Source organism: Streptomyces sp. Sge12 (assembly GCF_002080455.1).
Classification (GTDB): domain Bacteria; phylum Actinomycetota; class Actinomycetes; order Streptomycetales; family Streptomycetaceae; genus Streptomyces.
This window is the reverse complement of the sequence record NZ_CP020555.1, coordinates 5,412,818-5,427,491: the sequence shown is the minus strand read 5'-3', so window position 1 is coordinate 5,427,491 and position 14,674 is coordinate 5,412,818. Positions and strand designations below refer to the sequence as shown.

Below are 14,674 nucleotides of genomic sequence, written 5' to 3'. Positions count from 1 at the left end.
CGGCCTTTCGGCGCATCCATGTGCGCTGACCCGCATCCACGACGGAATAGCCGCTGTCCCACTCCTTTCCACCCCAGACAGCCATCGGCCGCCGCCCCTGGGGAGCACCAACCGCCCATGGGCGGCCTATGCCCAGCCCAAGGCGGTCGTCGGACGCATGTCGAGCCTCGAACCGAGGTCATGGGCGGCCTGTGCCCAACCCCAGGCGGTCGTCGGACGCGTGAATGAGAAGCGTTAACGGTTGTGGGCGGCCTATGTCCTACCCAAGACGGTCGTCAGACGCTGAGTGGTGAGGAACGCGTAGCGATTTGGCGCGCCCGCCGACCCGGGAGGTGGCTTCGGGTGGGCCCGCCTCGGGGCGTGCCTGCGCCTGGCCCGCTCGGGCATCTCCGACCACCCCGTCCCTGGAATGCATCCCCCGGCCCGTTCCTTTGGGGGTTTCCCGGCAGTCTTCGTATGTCCGGGGCGGGACGGTCGGTCAAGGGTTGAGCGCAGCGAAATCGCGAAGCGACGCGACCGAAGGGAGCGCCCTTGAGGGACCGGCCCGAACCGGAGAGACGATGAGACTGACGGGAAACCCCCATACACATCTCTGGCTACCGGCCGAGCGAAACCCCGCATCCGAAGCCGCCCCGCGCATCCTGACCCCGGCCAGCCCCCGCCCCCGCCCCTACTGCCCCACTCGCCCGTCGATGCGTTCGCGCAGGAAGTCCGCGTGGCCGTTGTGGCGGGCGTACTCCTCGATCATGTGGACCAGGACCTCGCGGAGTTCCATCTGCTCGCCGTCGTGTCCGGTCTCGCCCGTGACATCCAGGCCGGCGGCGTCCGCGACCAGTTGTTCCGCGAAGGCGACTTCGGCCCGCCAGGTGGCCCACGCTTCCGCGACCAGCGCCGGGTCGGCCACCGCACCGGTGAACTCCCCCGCAGGGTTCTCCTCCGAGCGGTAGTGGCGGCGTATCGCCTGGCCCGCCATGACCTGCCGGAACCAGTACTGCTCGACGCCCGCGAGGTGGCGTACGAGACCCAGTAGGGACAGGTTGGACGGTTCCACCGAGCGCCGCGCCAGGGCCTCCGCGTCGAGGCCCGCGCACTTGAGCTCCAGTGTCAGGCGCTGGTCGCGCAGGTAGCCGGCGAGCACGGCGCGCTCGCCCTGGAATCCGCCGTCGGTGCGGGTGTCCTCGTCGGGGTGGACGAACATGTTGGACCAGCCGAACTTCCGGTCCTCGGCAGACACGGGCGCAGATGCTTGCCCGGACACGGCCCCGGACGCGGACGCAGCGGGAGGTGAAGGTGAAGGCGCAGGTGCGGTGGAGGCGCCGGTGGAGGCGGTCGTATCGGTCACGCGCACGAGCGTGACCTGTGCGTTCTGCGCCCGCAAGGAGTTATCCCCCCACCTGCGGCCCCAACCCCCCACCCCCACACCCCCACACCCACCCCCGCATCCGCCGGGGACCGGGACCTGTCGGCTCAGCCCGCGATGGCCTCGTACAGCGAGAACGCGGCCAGTGCCGCCATCACGCCGGCCGCGATCTTGGTGATGAGCCGCAGCGGCACGTACTTCATCAGGGTGCGCCCGCCCAGGATGCCGATGCCCGCGACCGCCCACAGGGCGAGTACGGCGCCGATACCGACCGAGACGGGGTCGTCGTAGCGAGCGGCGAGGTTGGCGGTCATGATCTGGGTCAGGTCACCGAATTCCGCGACCAGGATCAGCATGAAGCCCGCCCCGGAGACCTTCCAGAAGGACTGGTCGGCGGGCTGCTTGATCTCCTCGTCCCCTTCGTCCTTCTTCAGGAGCAGCATGGCCGCGCCCAGGAGGAACAGGATGCCGACGACGGCTTGGACGAGGCGGTGCGGGAGCAGGGTGAGGACGCTGCCTGCGGCGATGGCGAGTGCGACGTGTACGGCGAAGGCGGCGGCGACGCCCGCGAAGACGTAGGAGGCGCGGTAGCGCGTGCCGAGCATCAGGCCGGCGAGGGCCGTCTTGTCGGGGAGTTCGGCAAGGAAGACGACGCCGAAGGCGATCGCCGTGATGCTGAAGCTGAACACGGGGGTGGAACCTCAATCGGTCGGGCAGGACGCCATCGGGACCGAGAGACCTGGGGTGTTTCAGGGGTCGCTTCGGCTCGGCGGCGCCCTGGCTTGCGTGTGCGCGTAGGAAACGCGCCTGCACGTGAACAGGACACTGCGGCCGAAGGTCTCGCTGGCCGGTCGCTGTCCGCGTCCTGCCTCCGGGCGCCGGCTGGTGTGACCCAGCAGTATGTCGACGGTCCGGCGAAGAGCTACTCCCCTTCTGCTCAGAACAGAGTACGCGACGCCCGCGACCGGCCGGAATAGGTCTTTGGTCCCGTCCCCGGTCCCGCGCGGCAGCTCCCTCGTTCCCTTCCCCGGGTCCTCCTCCGGCCCGCTCCAGCGGTGGCGCCCCACCCCTGACCTGGGTCCTTCCCGTCCCCCTCACCGGCCCTGTGCCGCCGCCCACCGATCCCGGAATCTCAACCTCCGTTTAAATTCGGAGCGTTGGGCGTCTTGATGTGACGTGCTCATGTCGCCAGGCTGTCACCTGGCGCCCACCCCAGCGACACCCTGCGCCACCACCATGGCCACGCCCCACCGGGGCCGAACGGCCACACCCCCCGCACCCAGGGAGCCCCTCATGGCACTCATACCCAGCATCTACGCGCGTCGAATTGGCGTGCTTGCGTCAGCCGCCACTCTCGCCGCGCTCACCTCCCTCCTGACCGCCCCCACCGCCCAGGCCGCCCCGCCCGCCCCCATCAGCGCCTCGGCCGCCCGCGCCTACCTGGCCACGGTCACCCCCAAGACCGAGGGATCCACCAGCGGCTACAGCCGCGACCTCTTCCCGCACTGGAGCACCGTCTCCGGCAGCTGCAACACCCGCGAGACCGTCCTCAAGCGCGACGGCGTCAACGTCGTCCAGGACTCCGCATGCGCCGCCGTGAGCGGAAGCTGGTACTCCGAGTACGACGGAGCCACCTGGACCGCGGCCTCCGACCTCGACATCGACCACGTCGTCCCGCTCGCCGAGGCCTGGCGTTCCGGTGCCAATTCCTGGACCACGAGCAAGCGCCAGCAGTTCGCCAACGACCTCACCCGGCCCCAGCTCATCGCGGTCACCGACAACGTCAACCAGGCCAAGGGCGACCTCGACCCCGGCAAGTGGCTGCCCTCGCGCACGGCCTACCGTTGTACGTACGCACGGATGTGGGTCAACGTGAAGCAGTACTGGGGTCTGAGCATGGACTCCGGCGAGAAGACGGCCCTGGTCAACATCCTGAACGGCTGCTGACCGAGACGGCCGATCTTTCCCCCGTCAGGGGGAGGCGTGGCTCCCCCCACCCGTCGTACCGTGATCGAAGGGGCTACGGAGGAGGGGGAGTTGCATGGCCGGACTGCGTCTGGGGCCACTGCTGCGTCACGTCGACTGGGACACGGGCGGGGCGGCCACGATCTGGGTCGAGGCGGACCGCCCGTGCACGGCAGAGGTGCGGTGCGCCGACGGGGCCGGCGGCCGTGCCCGCACCTTCCAGATAGCCGGTCACCACTACGCACTGGTGCCGGTGACCGGACTGACCCCGGGCGCGACCACGGCGTATGAGGTGCTGCTCGACGACCGGATGGTGTGGCCGCTGCCCGACAGCGGCTTCCCGCCGAGCACGATCACCACCCCGGCGGTGACCGGCCCCGGCCGTCCGGCCCCCGGGCTGCGGGTCACCTTCGGCTCGTGCCGGCAGGCGGCGCCGCCCGCCGGCCGGCACGGGCCGCACGGCGCGGACGCGCTCGACACCCTCGCGGCGCGGCTGGCCGCCGACCCGGAGGCGGTGCGCCCCGACGTCCTGCTGCTGCTCGGCGACCAGGTGTATGCCGATGCGCTGTCGCGGGAGACCCGGGCGTGGCTCGCGGCCCGGCGCGATCTTCGGGAGCCGCCGGGCGCGCAGGTCGCGGACTACGAGGAGTACACCCGGCTCTATTACGAGTCCTGGCTCGACCCGGAGATCCGCTGGCTGCTGTCGACCGTGCCCAGCCTGCACATATTCGACGACCACGACGTCATCGACGACTGGAACACGAGCGCTGCGTGGCTGGCGGAGATGCGGGCGACGCCGTGGTGGCGGGAGCGGGTCCTCAGCGGGCTGATGTCCTATTGGGTGTACCAGCACCTGGGCAATCTCTCCCCCGCCGAGCTGGCTGCCGACGGGCTGTATGAGGCGATACGGGCGACCCCCGACGGTACGGAGGTGCTCCGGGCGTTCGCGTCCGCGGCGGACGCCGATCCGGGCACGGTGCGCTGGAGCTACCGGCGCGACTTCGGCCGGACCCGGCTGCTGATGGTCGACACGCGGGCCGCTCGGGTGCTGGCCGAGGACGGGCGGGCGATGCTCGATCCGACGGAGCAGCAGTGGCTGCGGGAGAACGCGCTGGCCGGTCACGGCGGTTACGACCACCTGCTGATCGGGTCCTCGCTGCCGTGGCTGATGCCGCCGCTGATCCACGATGCCGAGACGTGGAATGCCGCGCTGTGCCGCGGGGAGCGGGGGCCTCGGTGGGCGCGGATCGGGGAGGATCTGCGCCGGCGCAGCGATCTGGAGCACTGGGCGGCGTTCCCTGCCTCGTTCGCGGCGCTGACGGATCTGATCGAGGAGGTGGGCACGGGTCCGCGCGCGCCGGCGATGGTGGCCGTGCTGTCCGGGGACGTGCATCACGCGTATGTGGCGGAGCCTCGAATACCGACGACGGCGCGGGTGTTCCAGCTGACGTGCTCGCCGGTTCACAATTCCATCCATACCGCGGTGAAGTGGGGTTTTCGGCTGGGCTGGTCGCGGACGGGGCGGTGGCTGGGGCGCGGCTTCTCCCTGCACGGGCGGACGGGGCGGCCGCCGGTGAACTGGCGGCGTACGGGCGGGCCCTGGTTCGGCAATCAGCTGATGACGCTGGCTCTGTCGGGGCGGACGGCGCGGCTGCGGCTGGACCAGGCGCGCAAGAAGCGTGGGGCTGCGGTTCTGGTGACGGTCCTGGACCGGGACCTCGCCGTGGCGGAGTAGGGGTGGGGTGGGCTCCGGCGGTGCGGGGCGGTGGACTTGGCGGGGCGGCGGGGCGGGTGGCGCCCCGGGCATCCGGGACGCGAACGCCGGGCGTACGCTGTATGGCTGTCAAGCCGCTCCTGCCGCTCCCCGCGACGTCGCGGCGCTTCATGCCGCAGCACGTCACCCGGACTGGGGAGTCCCGCTTTGTTTGAGACGCTGGGGTCGCTGACCGCGAGCCCATGGATTTACGCCCTCGTGGCGGTGTCCATCGTGCTCGACGTCTTCCTCCCGGTGCTCCCGAGCGGGGTTCTGGTGATCACCGCTGCGGCGGCCGCTGCGGCCGCCGGGGCGGCGGGACCCGTGCCGGTGCCGGTGCCCGAGCAGGTTCCGGACATCCTGCTCCTGCTCGTGATCGCGACGAGCGCCTCGGTGCTGGGTGACATGGCGGCGTTTCGGCTGGGCCGGCGCGGCGGAGCCCGGCTGGACCGGGCCATCGCCCGCTCCCGCCGGCTGACGCGGGCCCACGAGCGGCTCGGCACGGCGCTGGCGCGCGGTGGCGGCGCCCTGGTGGTGATCGCCCGTTTCGCCCCGGCCGGGCGTTCGGTGGTGTCCCTGGGGGCGGGCAAGACGCAGCGCAAGGTCGCGGAGTTCCTTCCCTGGTCGGTGCTGGCGGGCATGGCCTGGGCCGGCTACAGCGTGGCCCTCGGCTACTTCGGCACCCAGTGGCTCGGTACCCAGTGGCTGGGCACCGCCCTCTCGGTGGTCGCCCTCTTCGCCGCGGGCGCCCTGGCGGCGTTCCTCGTACGCCGCCCGCCGCCGCCGGCCGCGGCGACGGCGGCGTAGGCCCTCCTCCACGATCGGGCTCCCCCGGGCGGAGCAGTGGCTCACCCGTTCACCCGGCCCCGATCGCCGCCCCCGGGCTGGGCTCCTAGCGTCCACAGAGCGGTGCGCAACCGAATCCGGGTCACTCCCGTGGCCAGGCCGCGCCGTTTCGACGAGCCGAGGAGTCCTCTCCATGCCCGCCAAACCGACCGCACAAGCGCCCGCCGAACCGCCGAAGGCAGTACGCCGCCTGATGACCGTCGCGGCGGCGACCCTCATCGCCGCTGCCGCCGCTCCCGCCACCCTCGCGTACGCCGCCCCCACTGCCACCGTCTCCCCCACCGCGGTCGCCCCGGGCGGCCGGGTCGCGCTCAATGTCGCGGGCTGCGGGACGCAGGTCGCCAGGGTCACGTCGACCGCCTTCGGCGAGGTCCGGCTGACCCCGGGCAACCAGACCGCCGCCAGCCTCATCGGCAGCGCCACCGTCTTCAACAACGCGAACCTGGGCGCGCACCGGGTCGTCTTCGAGTGCGGCGGCCCCGGCGGCGAGCGGGTCACCGTGTCCTTGCAGGTCAGCTCGGGTGCGGCCCGCGGTGGCACGGGCGGCAGCATCGATTCGATGAGCCCGGGGCAGATCGCCGTCGGCAGCGCCCTGACCGCGGGCGCGCTGGGCGCCGGAGTCTGGGTGATGCGCCGCCGCGCGCGGACCTCGTAGGCGCCGGCCGGCGGGTCACGCCGGGGCGGCCTGCCCCCGTACGTGCACGCCGTCGAGCAGTGCCGCGGTGGCCTCGGCGACGGCGTCCACCGCCGCCTCGAACACCTCGCGGTTGTGCGCGGCGGGTGCCCGGAACCCGGACACCTTCCGTACGTATTGCAGGGCGGCGGCGCGGATCTCCTCCTCGGTCGCCTTCTCGGGGATGGCGGGCGGGCGCAGAGTCTTAATGGAACGGCACATACCCCTACTATCCCGCTACCGGGGCAGCTCGGCGCCGGAAAGTTTCATGATCAAACCGGCTTGGAGGCGGGCCCGGAGCCCCGCGTCCTCCACCGTGTCCAGCAGCTCGATGGCCTGCTGGGTCGTCTCGGCGGCCCGCCGGTCGTCGCGCAGCGAGGCGGTCTGGTCGGCCATGTGCCGGAGGGCGATGTCGGCCCGCCGGTGGAAGAGCTGCCCGATCAAGGTGGTGACCAGTCCCGCCGAACTCGTGACGATCCCCAGGTAGAGCTCCCCGCCGGCCTCGGCCTTCCAGACGGCCAGCCCGATCCCGAAGAGCAGGATCGCCGCCCCGACCCCGGCGAACCGCTGGCTGGTCGCGAAGCTGCTGCGCGCCTGGGTCAGTCCGTAGGCGTAGTACTCCACGAGGATCGGCGTGAACTCGTCCCGCCGCTCACCGGCCTGTACGGCGGGGTGCTGGATCCCGCCGACGTCCTGGAACTTCCGCCCCGCCGGCCCGGCAGCGGGCTCCTCGGCCTCGGCGAGACTCGCCAGCAGCCGCGCCCGCTCCTCGTCCCGCTTCCGCTCGAACCCCACCCCCCGGGACCGCTCCAGCACCGCCAGCACCCCGGCGACAACGGCCACGACCAACCCACCCCACGCGAGCTCGCCCATCCCCCGACGATCCCACGCCCGCAACCGGGGGCCAAGGGAGCACCCGGGCTCCCAAATGCGGATGAAGCACCCCGAACCTAGACTGACCGAGGCATGAACTGTCGCCTACGAGGGAGACCAGCATGGCCAAGCGAGGCAACAAGCGCCGGGCGCGCAAGAAGAAGAAGGCCAACCACGGCAAGCGCCCCAACGCCTGACCCAAACCCAAGACCCCCGACCGTCCCCCGGCCGGGGGTCTCACGATGCCAGCCCCGCCCCCGGACGGAAACACGACGGGCACACACCCGGGTCAACGCCGCGTGGTCAGATCGACGGTGGTACCCCCACTGAACATCGAGTCGTGCAGCTCGATGCGTACGGGATCCGCGCCCTTAGGAACGTCGAAGACGACAACGCCGTCGACCACGTTGCCGGGATTGATCTGCTCGAGGAAGGACTCGCTTCCGTCGAGATAGATTCCCGCGGCGGTGTCAGCGCTGTACTTGCTGCCGTTGCGGTCAATGAGTTCCTGGTCGGAACCGTCGAAGGTCTGAGCCTTGTCCCCGATGTTCTTCACGGTCATGTGCACGAGGAAGAACTGCCCTTGCGCGTCCTGACCGTACTCACCCCCGACATTCCCCACCCCTGCCTGCAGCCTGGTGACGGTGAACTCGAACTTCCCGTCCCGAACCGCCTCCCCCACCCCGGGCATACGCCCGGAATCCGTGACGGCCTTGGCCGTGGCCGTGGCCGCGGGCGGCGGAGCGACCGACCCCTTGCCGCCGAGCGACCCCAGGACCCCCAGAACCACGACCCCGGCGACGGCGACCAACAGCACCGTCAACAACCGGTGCCGACCGAACCACCCGCGGCGCCGATCCGGCGGACGCTCCGGGACAGACCCCCACTGCGGCGGCGGCTGAGGGCTCATGGCAACCTCCGGTCTCAACCTTGCGGCGGATCCTGATTGTCCCGCCGCGACGCCCTCCCGGCATTCCGAGCCAAAATCCAGCAGCCCCGCCGACCGTCGTGCACCTACGCCACTAAGCGTGCGAGCCATACGCGACGTCGACAAAGTCTTCCCGGACCGCCTGAAAACGCTCCAGAAGCGGGTCACGGACGAACCCACCGATGATCTCGTCCCAGCACGCGACGCTGTTGGCCACTTCAAGTACCTGCCTGACCTGCTCCGCATCCAGGGCGTGGCTCTCTTGCAGGATGAATTGCAGGAAATCGAGTTCCTCCCACCGCTCTTCATCCTCCAAGCGCCCCCACCGGCACAAGAGTTCCCAAGCCACGTACGCGGAAGTGTGGTGCGGGTCCTGGCAGAACTCGGCGTTGCGAGGGCACCAGGCTTCCTCCAGAGCGCTGATCGCCGATCTCAGCACAGCTCTGCGCAGTGCCAGCTCCTCCAGTCGGGCGCACTGCTCGGCCACCTTCTCCGCCTGGCCGAGGACTGTCGGAGGCCCCAGGACTGCGACACCCGCGCGTGCCTGCACCACTGCAGTCGCCTTCTGATCGAGTAGCTCCCGCCGGGAAGCGACGGGCACGTCCGGTAGCTGGGTGACGATCCGAACGAACACGTCCACTGCACTCAGAAACTCGGCATAAGACGTACGCCGTGCGTCTTCAAGCGACTGCTCGCGTCCCGCGCGCTCTTGGAGTTGGGCAGCCGCCACTGCGGCATGGGACTGATCAAGGCCTGCCAGCACCGTGGCATCTGCGGCCCTGTCCGCACTGCGTCTGGTCCAGTGGGCAGCGAGCAGCGTGGCTGGCACAGCGATGAGGGTGGTCAGGGCGCTCGTTGCCGCTACGGCTTGTTCCAGTTGCACGAGACGCATGCTGGCGCCAGAGCCTCTCGGCCGAGGCGAAAGGCCAGAACTGCCGAGGATGCCTGTCGCGCCGTGCTAGGCACCGGTCGCCGCGACTGTGGAACGGTTGGCGTCGATCTGGGCCGCCAAGTCGCTCAGCGAGCACTGAATACGGGCCCCGGGGATCGGGGCGAAGTCCCGCACCTGGGCTGCTGCGGCAAGGTAGTCGGAGGGGCTGATGCTCCAGCCCGGCCCCGAGTCCATTCGGGGCCGTGGGCGCTTCGTCCAGGCCGAAGTAGTAGGAGTCGCACTTCTACTGGTACGGCCCGATGCGCAGCCTGAGGTCGTTGTGCGACCCCTTGGCGGAGACGCGATCAAAATGCAGAGCGATTCCTGCGGGCACAGCGGGCTTCCTCCAGTGCGGACTTGCGGTGAGGCGTCGGCCGCCGCAGCTACGGATGCGGGGCCGGCAGGCTCGTCACGCGCTCGGGCGCAGCTGGTCGAGCTCGCTTCCGATCGCCTCGCGCAGCCGGTCGTGCTGCGGGCCGAGCGCGTACTGCTCGTCGCTCCATCTGGCCCGGGGATAGAGCCACACCGGCCTGCACACCAGGTCGGACGGCTCCCACTCGAACCGCGGCCACACGTGCGCGTGCAGGAAGCCGTCGGTGTTGCCGAGGATCTCCAGGTTCACGCGGCGGAAGGCCCCGTCCAGCCGGCGGCAGGCCCGTTCGACCGCTTCTCCCAGTCGGTCCATGTCGGACAGGAACGCCAGCCGCTTGTCCCGCGGCAGATCCGACAGCCGCTCCACCGCCGGGTCGTCCCCCAGGAGCACCGAGTAGCCGGGCAGGAACTGCACATCGCCGATCACCGCGAATCCGGCGTCCAACCGCCTGAGCACCGTGGGGTTTTGCCCCCGCAGGGCAGTTCCGATCCGGTCCTTCCGCCAATCATCAGTCATGGCCAGAACCTACCCGCCCGTAATCACGAACTCCTCCGCGGCGCGCCGGTCAATGGACGCCCCATGAACCGGGCCCCATCTCCGTCCGACCGCACGCCGCACGCCCTCCATCACCCGTGTTGATGTCAGCCGTGGAGTCAGAAGCCGGTCACCGCCAGGACCACCTGTCTTGCAGCGTGCCCTGGACGGAGCCGCGTCGCAGAACTCACCCCAACCCCGGTGACAGGTGGGCGGTGTCGTCCGGCGCGAACGGTGGCTAGCCACGACGAGACCTGTTCGCGTCGGCTGATGCCGACTGAGCGGGGGTCTGGAGGCCGACGAAGGCCTCCAGACCCAACGGTCTTCAGTGCAGTCCCTAGCGGCTGCGCCGCACCAGTTCGGAAACCCGTCGGGGCGCCAGTCAGCGTGGGTTCAAATCCCACACCCACCGCAGATGAACGGCCGTTTCAATTGGCGTGGCTGCTGGTGCCTGCTTCTTTTCGGCCGTACGGGTATGGGCAGGGCACGGCCACCCGCTGATCCTCCGCTGTCAGAGCCGGGGGATACGGTGCGACCACGATTGAGCGTTGCGCTTCGGGGAGGGACCTTGGGGGCCAAGACCGGTCTGCTCGTGTATGCCGACGGCGATGTGCCGGGCCTGCTGCGACAGGTGGGTGCGGCGGACTTGGAGCAGACGTCCCGCATGGTGCGGCGCCTGTATCCGGGCTGTGCGATTGAAGAGGCGAGGGGTTCGATCCTGGGGGAGGGCGTCTATCCCCCCGATGGAACGACCTATGCGGCGAGCTGGCCGGGCGTAGAGGTCATCTGCGATCAGCGCGTGATGATCGATTTGCCGTCACGGCTTCCAGAGCACCTTGTGGCGGCGAGTGCCGGACGACGGTTGGTCCTGCATGCCATGCACAGCGTGGTCGACTGGCTGGCGTTCGCCGTCTGGGAGGACGGACGCCTCATCCGCTCTCTGAGCCTGTCCCCGGACGACGGAATCATTGAGAACATCGGGGAGCCGCTCTCCTTCGAGCTCCCCTACTGGGCTGGGGACCGTCCGGCGGACATCATTCCTTGGCCTGGCGAGGAAGAGGAGCCGTACGCCTTGCCCTTCCACCCCCTGGAGCTTGGAGAAGACGCGCTACGTTCGCTCTGCGGCTTCATCCAGGAGGGCCGTCCCGAGCCCGAGGACGTGGACGCCGATAGCGTCGAACTGCATGGCTTCCGGGTGTCGGACCCGCAGGCTCCCGACGCCGCCGAGAAGGAAGCGGCACTGCGGAAGGCCATGGAAAGAATGGGGCCGCCACGGATTTACACGATGGGCCCTGACGGCTCGCTGATAGAGCGAGACAGCCTCTGACTCTTACCGCAGCGTCCGCGCGCAGGAAGTTGCGCGGTTGGCCCCGTGGGGCTATCCGTCAGCGTTCGGCTGGTGGGCCGAGACGATTGCGTCGATGCGCTGGGCCGGGTCGAAGTCGGCGTGGGTCAAGGCGTGGCCCGCGTCGTGGGTGAGCAGTACGAGTACCTGCCTCATCGCCTGCTGCGCAAGCGCGTCCGCGACGTTGCATCGGGCCTGGAGGGCGAGCTGATGGCTGTCGTCAACGAGCACGTGTCGGCGTCCGTGCTCCGTGAGCACTGGGTGGAACTCGCCTGCATCCGAGGGCCGTCCGGTCGGGAGATCTCGACCGCCGTCGACAACATCGAGGCTGTTTGAGACGCAGGAGGCGCCCTCGTCCGGCCCAGCCATTGATGTCGATCGTGGATGTCGTGTGGCGTCGCTGTGGCATGCAAAAGGCCCCCCGCCGTGATCGGCGGGGGGCCTTTTTGCTGGTGGGCGCGGACGGTTTCGAACCGCCGACATCTGCTTTGTAAGAGCAGCGCTCTACCCCTGAGCTACGCACCCGTGGATGAGTGGACAGCCTACATGGCGGGCACACCCCCCACGCAAACCCGTTCCCGTGGGGGAGAATGGATCGGGGCATGGCGGACACGGTACGGGAGAGGGATTGTGACGACGGCATCCCGGCGGTGGTTCGGTGGGCGGGACGAGAGTCGGCGGGCGGATGCGCAGGCGGCGAAGGATGCTGCCGCCGCGGCGTTCTACGAGCTGGATACGGCGCAGCGGGATCTGCGGATCTCCATCGAGACCATCGCCGCGGCGGACGGGTCTCCGGCGGCGCGGCAGGCGACCGAGGGGTTCGCCGCGCTGGGGCGGCGCATCGACCAGGTCAGTCACGTGTACATCCAGGCCGTCGACGCGCACGACCTGGACCGGGCCGAGTTGGAGGCCTCGGTCGCCACGCGCGCCCGGGACGAGCTGACCCGGGCTCGGGACGAGCTGGTGCGGGTCCAGGGGGAGCTGGAGCGGTTCGCGCAGGGGCTGCAGCCGCTGCTGGACAAGGCCGAGACGCAGCTCGCGCGGGTCGCGCCGGCCCGGGAGCGGGCCAGGGCCGCGCTGATCGGTGCCAGTGATGCGCTGGACGCCGTACGGGCGAAGGGGATGCGGGCCGACGATCTGGCGGCGCGGCTGGCGGCGCTGGGCCCGGAGCTGACCAAGCTGAACCAGGGCGCGGCCCAGCACGGGGTGCAGGAGACGGTGCAGCGCGCCGACCGGATCCTGCGCGATGCGGAGGCCATACGGGCCGAGGTGGCGCGGCTGCCCGAGCGGGCGGCGGAGATCGACCGGCGGCTGGTGAGTCTGCGGACGCGGGCGCAGGCGTTGCGCAATCGGGCGGACCGGGTGGATCCGGTGCTCAGCGAGCTGCGCCGGCGCTTCAGTGCGGCTTGCTGGCAGGACCTGCAGCACGTGCCGGATCAGGCGGTACGGGACGTGGCGCGGGCCGAGGAGCAGCTGCGGGAGGCCGGCCGGGCCCGGGACGAGCAGCGTTGGGCCGCTGTGGGGGAGCTGATCGAGGCGGTCCGCGGCTCGCTGGAGGCGACGGACGAGGCGGTGTCGGCGGCGCAGGACCGGCTGACGCGGCTGGAGGCGGTGGCGCGGGATCCGCAGGCGGAGGTGGACCGGACGCGCTTCGCGATCCGGGACGCGCAGCGGCTGGCGATGGCCGGGCGCAGTGTGCCGGATCCGCGGCACGCCCGGCCGCTGGACGATGCGGTGGCCCGGGTGGGCCGGGCGCGGGAGGCGCTGGAGGGGCGCCACCCCGACTACTGGGCGTTCCTGCTCGAGATGGAGGACGTACGGGCTTCCGTGAACCAGGTGGTCAGCGGGATCCGGGCCGAACGCGGCCACGCATAGGGGTCCCCGGCGCGGCCCGGCGCTGCCCGGCGCGGCCCCCGTTTGTTTCGTGGCGTCCGGCGGCGGATGCTGGGAGGTGCCGGGAACGGACCAGAGGAGGGCACCATGGCTGCCCACACCACGCACGAGCCTCCCGCGTCGCATGAGCCCTACGTGGCTCACGCGGCCTACGGGTGCACCGAGCCGCATGAGCACTATGCGCCCTACGTGGCCCACGAGCCCGATCCCGATGCCCCCGCGCCACCGCGCCTCGCCGACACGGTCTCCCGGCGCATGGAGCGCGCGCTGCATCCGGTCAATGCGCGGCTCGACGATCATCTGCCCACGGACCACAAGCTCAGCCAGGTGTACCGGGTCGGCGCGGGTCTGACGGGCCTGCTCCTGGTGGTGTTCGGGGTTCTGGGGCTGATCGACCAGATCGGGTTCTTCGACACCGGCGGGGACACGGTGCTCGCGCTCAACACCAACGGGGCGCTGAGCGTCCTGTCGATCTGCATCGGTGCGCTGCTGTTCTTCGGGATGGTGGTGGGCGGCACCTTCGCCTCGACCCTGAACATCGTGCTGGGCGTGCTGTTCATCGCGAGCGGGTTCGTGAACCTCGCGCTGCTGGACACGGAGCTGAACTTCCTGGCCTTCCGGATCCAGAACGTGCTGTTCAGCTTTGTCGTGGGCGTGATGCTGATGTGGTTCGGGATGTACGGGCGGGTGGGCAGCGCCCTGCCGCACGACAATCCGTACTGGCGGGCCCGCCACCCCGAGCAGGCGGCCCGGGAGGACCGGGCGCGGCGCGTTCCGGGGCGGGCGCCCGTGGTGCACGGACGCTGTCCGTAGCGCGCGGTGGGCGACGGCCGCGCAGTAGGCGGTAGCCGCAGTAGGCGGCAGCCGTCGTGGTACGTAGCGCGCGGTGGCCGGGCGCGCTTAGCCTGTGCGCATGCCTCGATACGAATTCCGCTGCCGGACCTGCGACGACACCTTTGAGGTCAGCCGGCCCATGGCCGAGTCCTCCGCGCCCGCCGACTGCCCCGCGGGGCACGCCGACACCGTGAAGCTGCTGTCCGCCGTGGCCGTGGGCGGCACGAGCAGCGGCGCCCCCGCGCCCGCCGCGATGGGTGGCGGCGGGGGCGGCTGCTGCGGTGGCGGCGGCTGCGGCTGAGCCCCGGAGCCCGCGGTCCGGACCGGTCTCCGCGCCCGGTCCGCGCCCGGACCGCGCCCGGACCG

At 70.8% G+C, this 14,674-nt stretch carries 17 protein-coding genes and 1 tRNA gene; 10 read left to right on the top strand and 8 right to left on the bottom strand.

All coding sequences use genetic code 11. The annotated features are described in order from the left end of the window. Positions 1-670 precede the first annotated feature (670 nt). Both B6R96_RS24295 and B6R96_RS24290 read right to left on the bottom strand, forming a co-directional pair. Entirely contained in the window at positions 671-1,198 is a 528-nt protein-coding gene (locus B6R96_RS24295; protein ID WP_030389444.1) for a DinB family protein, read from the bottom strand. 269 nt (positions 1,199-1,467) lie between these two features. Beyond that, positions 1,468-2,049, bottom strand: a complete 582-nt coding sequence (locus tag B6R96_RS24290) for a TMEM165/GDT1 family protein (protein ID WP_053170941.1) — start codon at positions 2,047-2,049, stop codon at positions 1,468-1,470. Between the two features lie 613 nt (positions 2,050-2,662). Here B6R96_RS24290 and B6R96_RS24285 point away from each other — a divergent pair. The 4 genes from B6R96_RS24285 (at position 2,663) to B6R96_RS24270 (ending at position 6,579) form a co-directional block, all read left to right on the top strand. Beyond that, positions 2,663-3,307 (top strand): HNH endonuclease family protein, encoded by a 645-nt coding sequence (locus B6R96_RS24285; RefSeq protein ID WP_107475741.1) that lies wholly within the window; start codon positions 2,663-2,665, stop codon positions 3,305-3,307. 94 nt (positions 3,308-3,401) lie between these two features. Next, positions 3,402-5,060, top strand: a complete 1,659-nt coding sequence (locus B6R96_RS24280) for an alkaline phosphatase D family protein (protein WP_081523619.1) — start codon at positions 3,402-3,404, stop codon at positions 5,058-5,060. A gap of 186 nt (positions 5,061-5,246) precedes the next feature. Next, the gene (locus tag B6R96_RS24275) at positions 5,247-5,885 is read left to right on the top strand and encodes a DedA family protein (protein WP_030389448.1); all 639 of its coding nucleotides are present in this window, start codon (positions 5,247-5,249) and stop codon (positions 5,883-5,885) included. A 172-nt stretch (positions 5,886-6,057) separates the two neighbouring features. Next, the gene (locus tag B6R96_RS24270) at positions 6,058-6,579 is read left to right on the top strand and encodes a hypothetical protein (RefSeq protein ID WP_051779733.1); all 522 of its coding nucleotides are present in this window, start codon (positions 6,058-6,060) and stop codon (positions 6,577-6,579) included. A 15-nt stretch (positions 6,580-6,594) separates the two neighbouring features. Here B6R96_RS24270 and B6R96_RS24265 read toward each other — a convergent pair whose 3' ends face one another. Both B6R96_RS24265 and B6R96_RS24260 read right to left on the bottom strand, forming a co-directional pair. Next, positions 6,595-6,819: a DUF2277 domain-containing protein gene (locus B6R96_RS24265; protein WP_030389450.1), complete on the bottom strand. Its 225-nt coding sequence runs from the start codon at positions 6,817-6,819 to the stop codon at positions 6,595-6,597. 15 nt (positions 6,820-6,834) lie between these two features. Beyond that, positions 6,835-7,470, bottom strand: a complete 636-nt coding sequence (locus B6R96_RS24260) for a TRADD-N-associated membrane domain-containing protein (RefSeq protein WP_234431955.1) — start codon at positions 7,468-7,470, stop codon at positions 6,835-6,837. Positions 7,471-7,592: 122 nt separating this feature from the next. Between B6R96_RS24260 and B6R96_RS39010 the strand changes: the two genes are divergently transcribed. After that, complete coding sequence (locus B6R96_RS39010; protein ID WP_100661309.1) at positions 7,593-7,667, top strand: 50S ribosomal protein bL37; 75 nt, start codon at positions 7,593-7,595, stop codon at positions 7,665-7,667. A gap of 92 nt (positions 7,668-7,759) precedes the next feature. Here B6R96_RS39010 and B6R96_RS24255 read toward each other — a convergent pair whose 3' ends face one another. From B6R96_RS24255 to B6R96_RS24245, 3 genes are all read right to left on the bottom strand, one after another. Beyond that, positions 7,760-8,380 (bottom strand): DUF4352 domain-containing protein, encoded by a 621-nt coding sequence (locus B6R96_RS24255; protein WP_081523618.1) that lies wholly within the window; start codon positions 8,378-8,380, stop codon positions 7,760-7,762. Between the two features lie 112 nt (positions 8,381-8,492). Further along, complete coding sequence (locus tag B6R96_RS24250; RefSeq protein ID WP_159396358.1) at positions 8,493-9,281, bottom strand: hypothetical protein; 789 nt, start codon at positions 9,279-9,281, stop codon at positions 8,493-8,495. Positions 9,282-9,738: 457 nt separating this feature from the next. Further along, positions 9,739-10,218 (bottom strand): diadenosine tetraphosphate hydrolase, encoded by a 480-nt coding sequence (locus B6R96_RS24245; protein ID WP_081523616.1) that lies wholly within the window; start codon positions 10,216-10,218, stop codon positions 9,739-9,741. 586 nt (positions 10,219-10,804) lie between these two features. Between B6R96_RS24245 and B6R96_RS24240 the strand changes: the two genes are divergently transcribed. Next, on the top strand, positions 10,805-11,563 hold the full coding sequence (locus B6R96_RS24240) for a DUF6928 family protein (RefSeq protein WP_081523615.1): 759 nt from the start codon (positions 10,805-10,807) through the stop codon (positions 11,561-11,563). Between the two features lie 144 nt (positions 11,564-11,707). Next, the gene (locus tag B6R96_RS24235) at positions 11,708-11,917 is read left to right on the top strand and encodes a hypothetical protein (protein ID WP_081525231.1); all 210 of its coding nucleotides are present in this window, start codon (positions 11,708-11,710) and stop codon (positions 11,915-11,917) included. A gap of 114 nt (positions 11,918-12,031) precedes the next feature. Here B6R96_RS24235 and B6R96_RS24230 read toward each other — a convergent pair. Further along, a tRNA-Val gene (locus tag B6R96_RS24230) sits at positions 12,032-12,106 on the bottom strand. Between the two features lie 105 nt (positions 12,107-12,211). Here B6R96_RS24230 and B6R96_RS24225 point away from each other — a divergent pair. The 3 genes from B6R96_RS24225 to B6R96_RS24215 all read left to right on the top strand — a co-directional run bounded on the left by B6R96_RS24225 (position 12,212) and on the right by B6R96_RS24215 (position 14,609). Then, complete coding sequence (locus tag B6R96_RS24225; protein ID WP_237291504.1) at positions 12,212-13,456, top strand: hypothetical protein; 1,245 nt, start codon at positions 12,212-12,214, stop codon at positions 13,454-13,456. A 273-nt stretch (positions 13,457-13,729) separates the two neighbouring features. After that, a complete protein-coding gene (locus tag B6R96_RS24220; RefSeq protein WP_037861412.1) occupies positions 13,730-14,287 on the top strand; it encodes a DUF4383 domain-containing protein in 558 nt (185 codons plus the stop codon). A 100-nt stretch (positions 14,288-14,387) separates the two neighbouring features. Further along, positions 14,388-14,609, top strand: a complete 222-nt coding sequence (locus tag B6R96_RS24215) for an FmdB family zinc ribbon protein (RefSeq protein ID WP_030389466.1) — start codon at positions 14,388-14,390, stop codon at positions 14,607-14,609. The last annotated feature ends 65 nt before the right edge of the window (positions 14,610-14,674 follow it).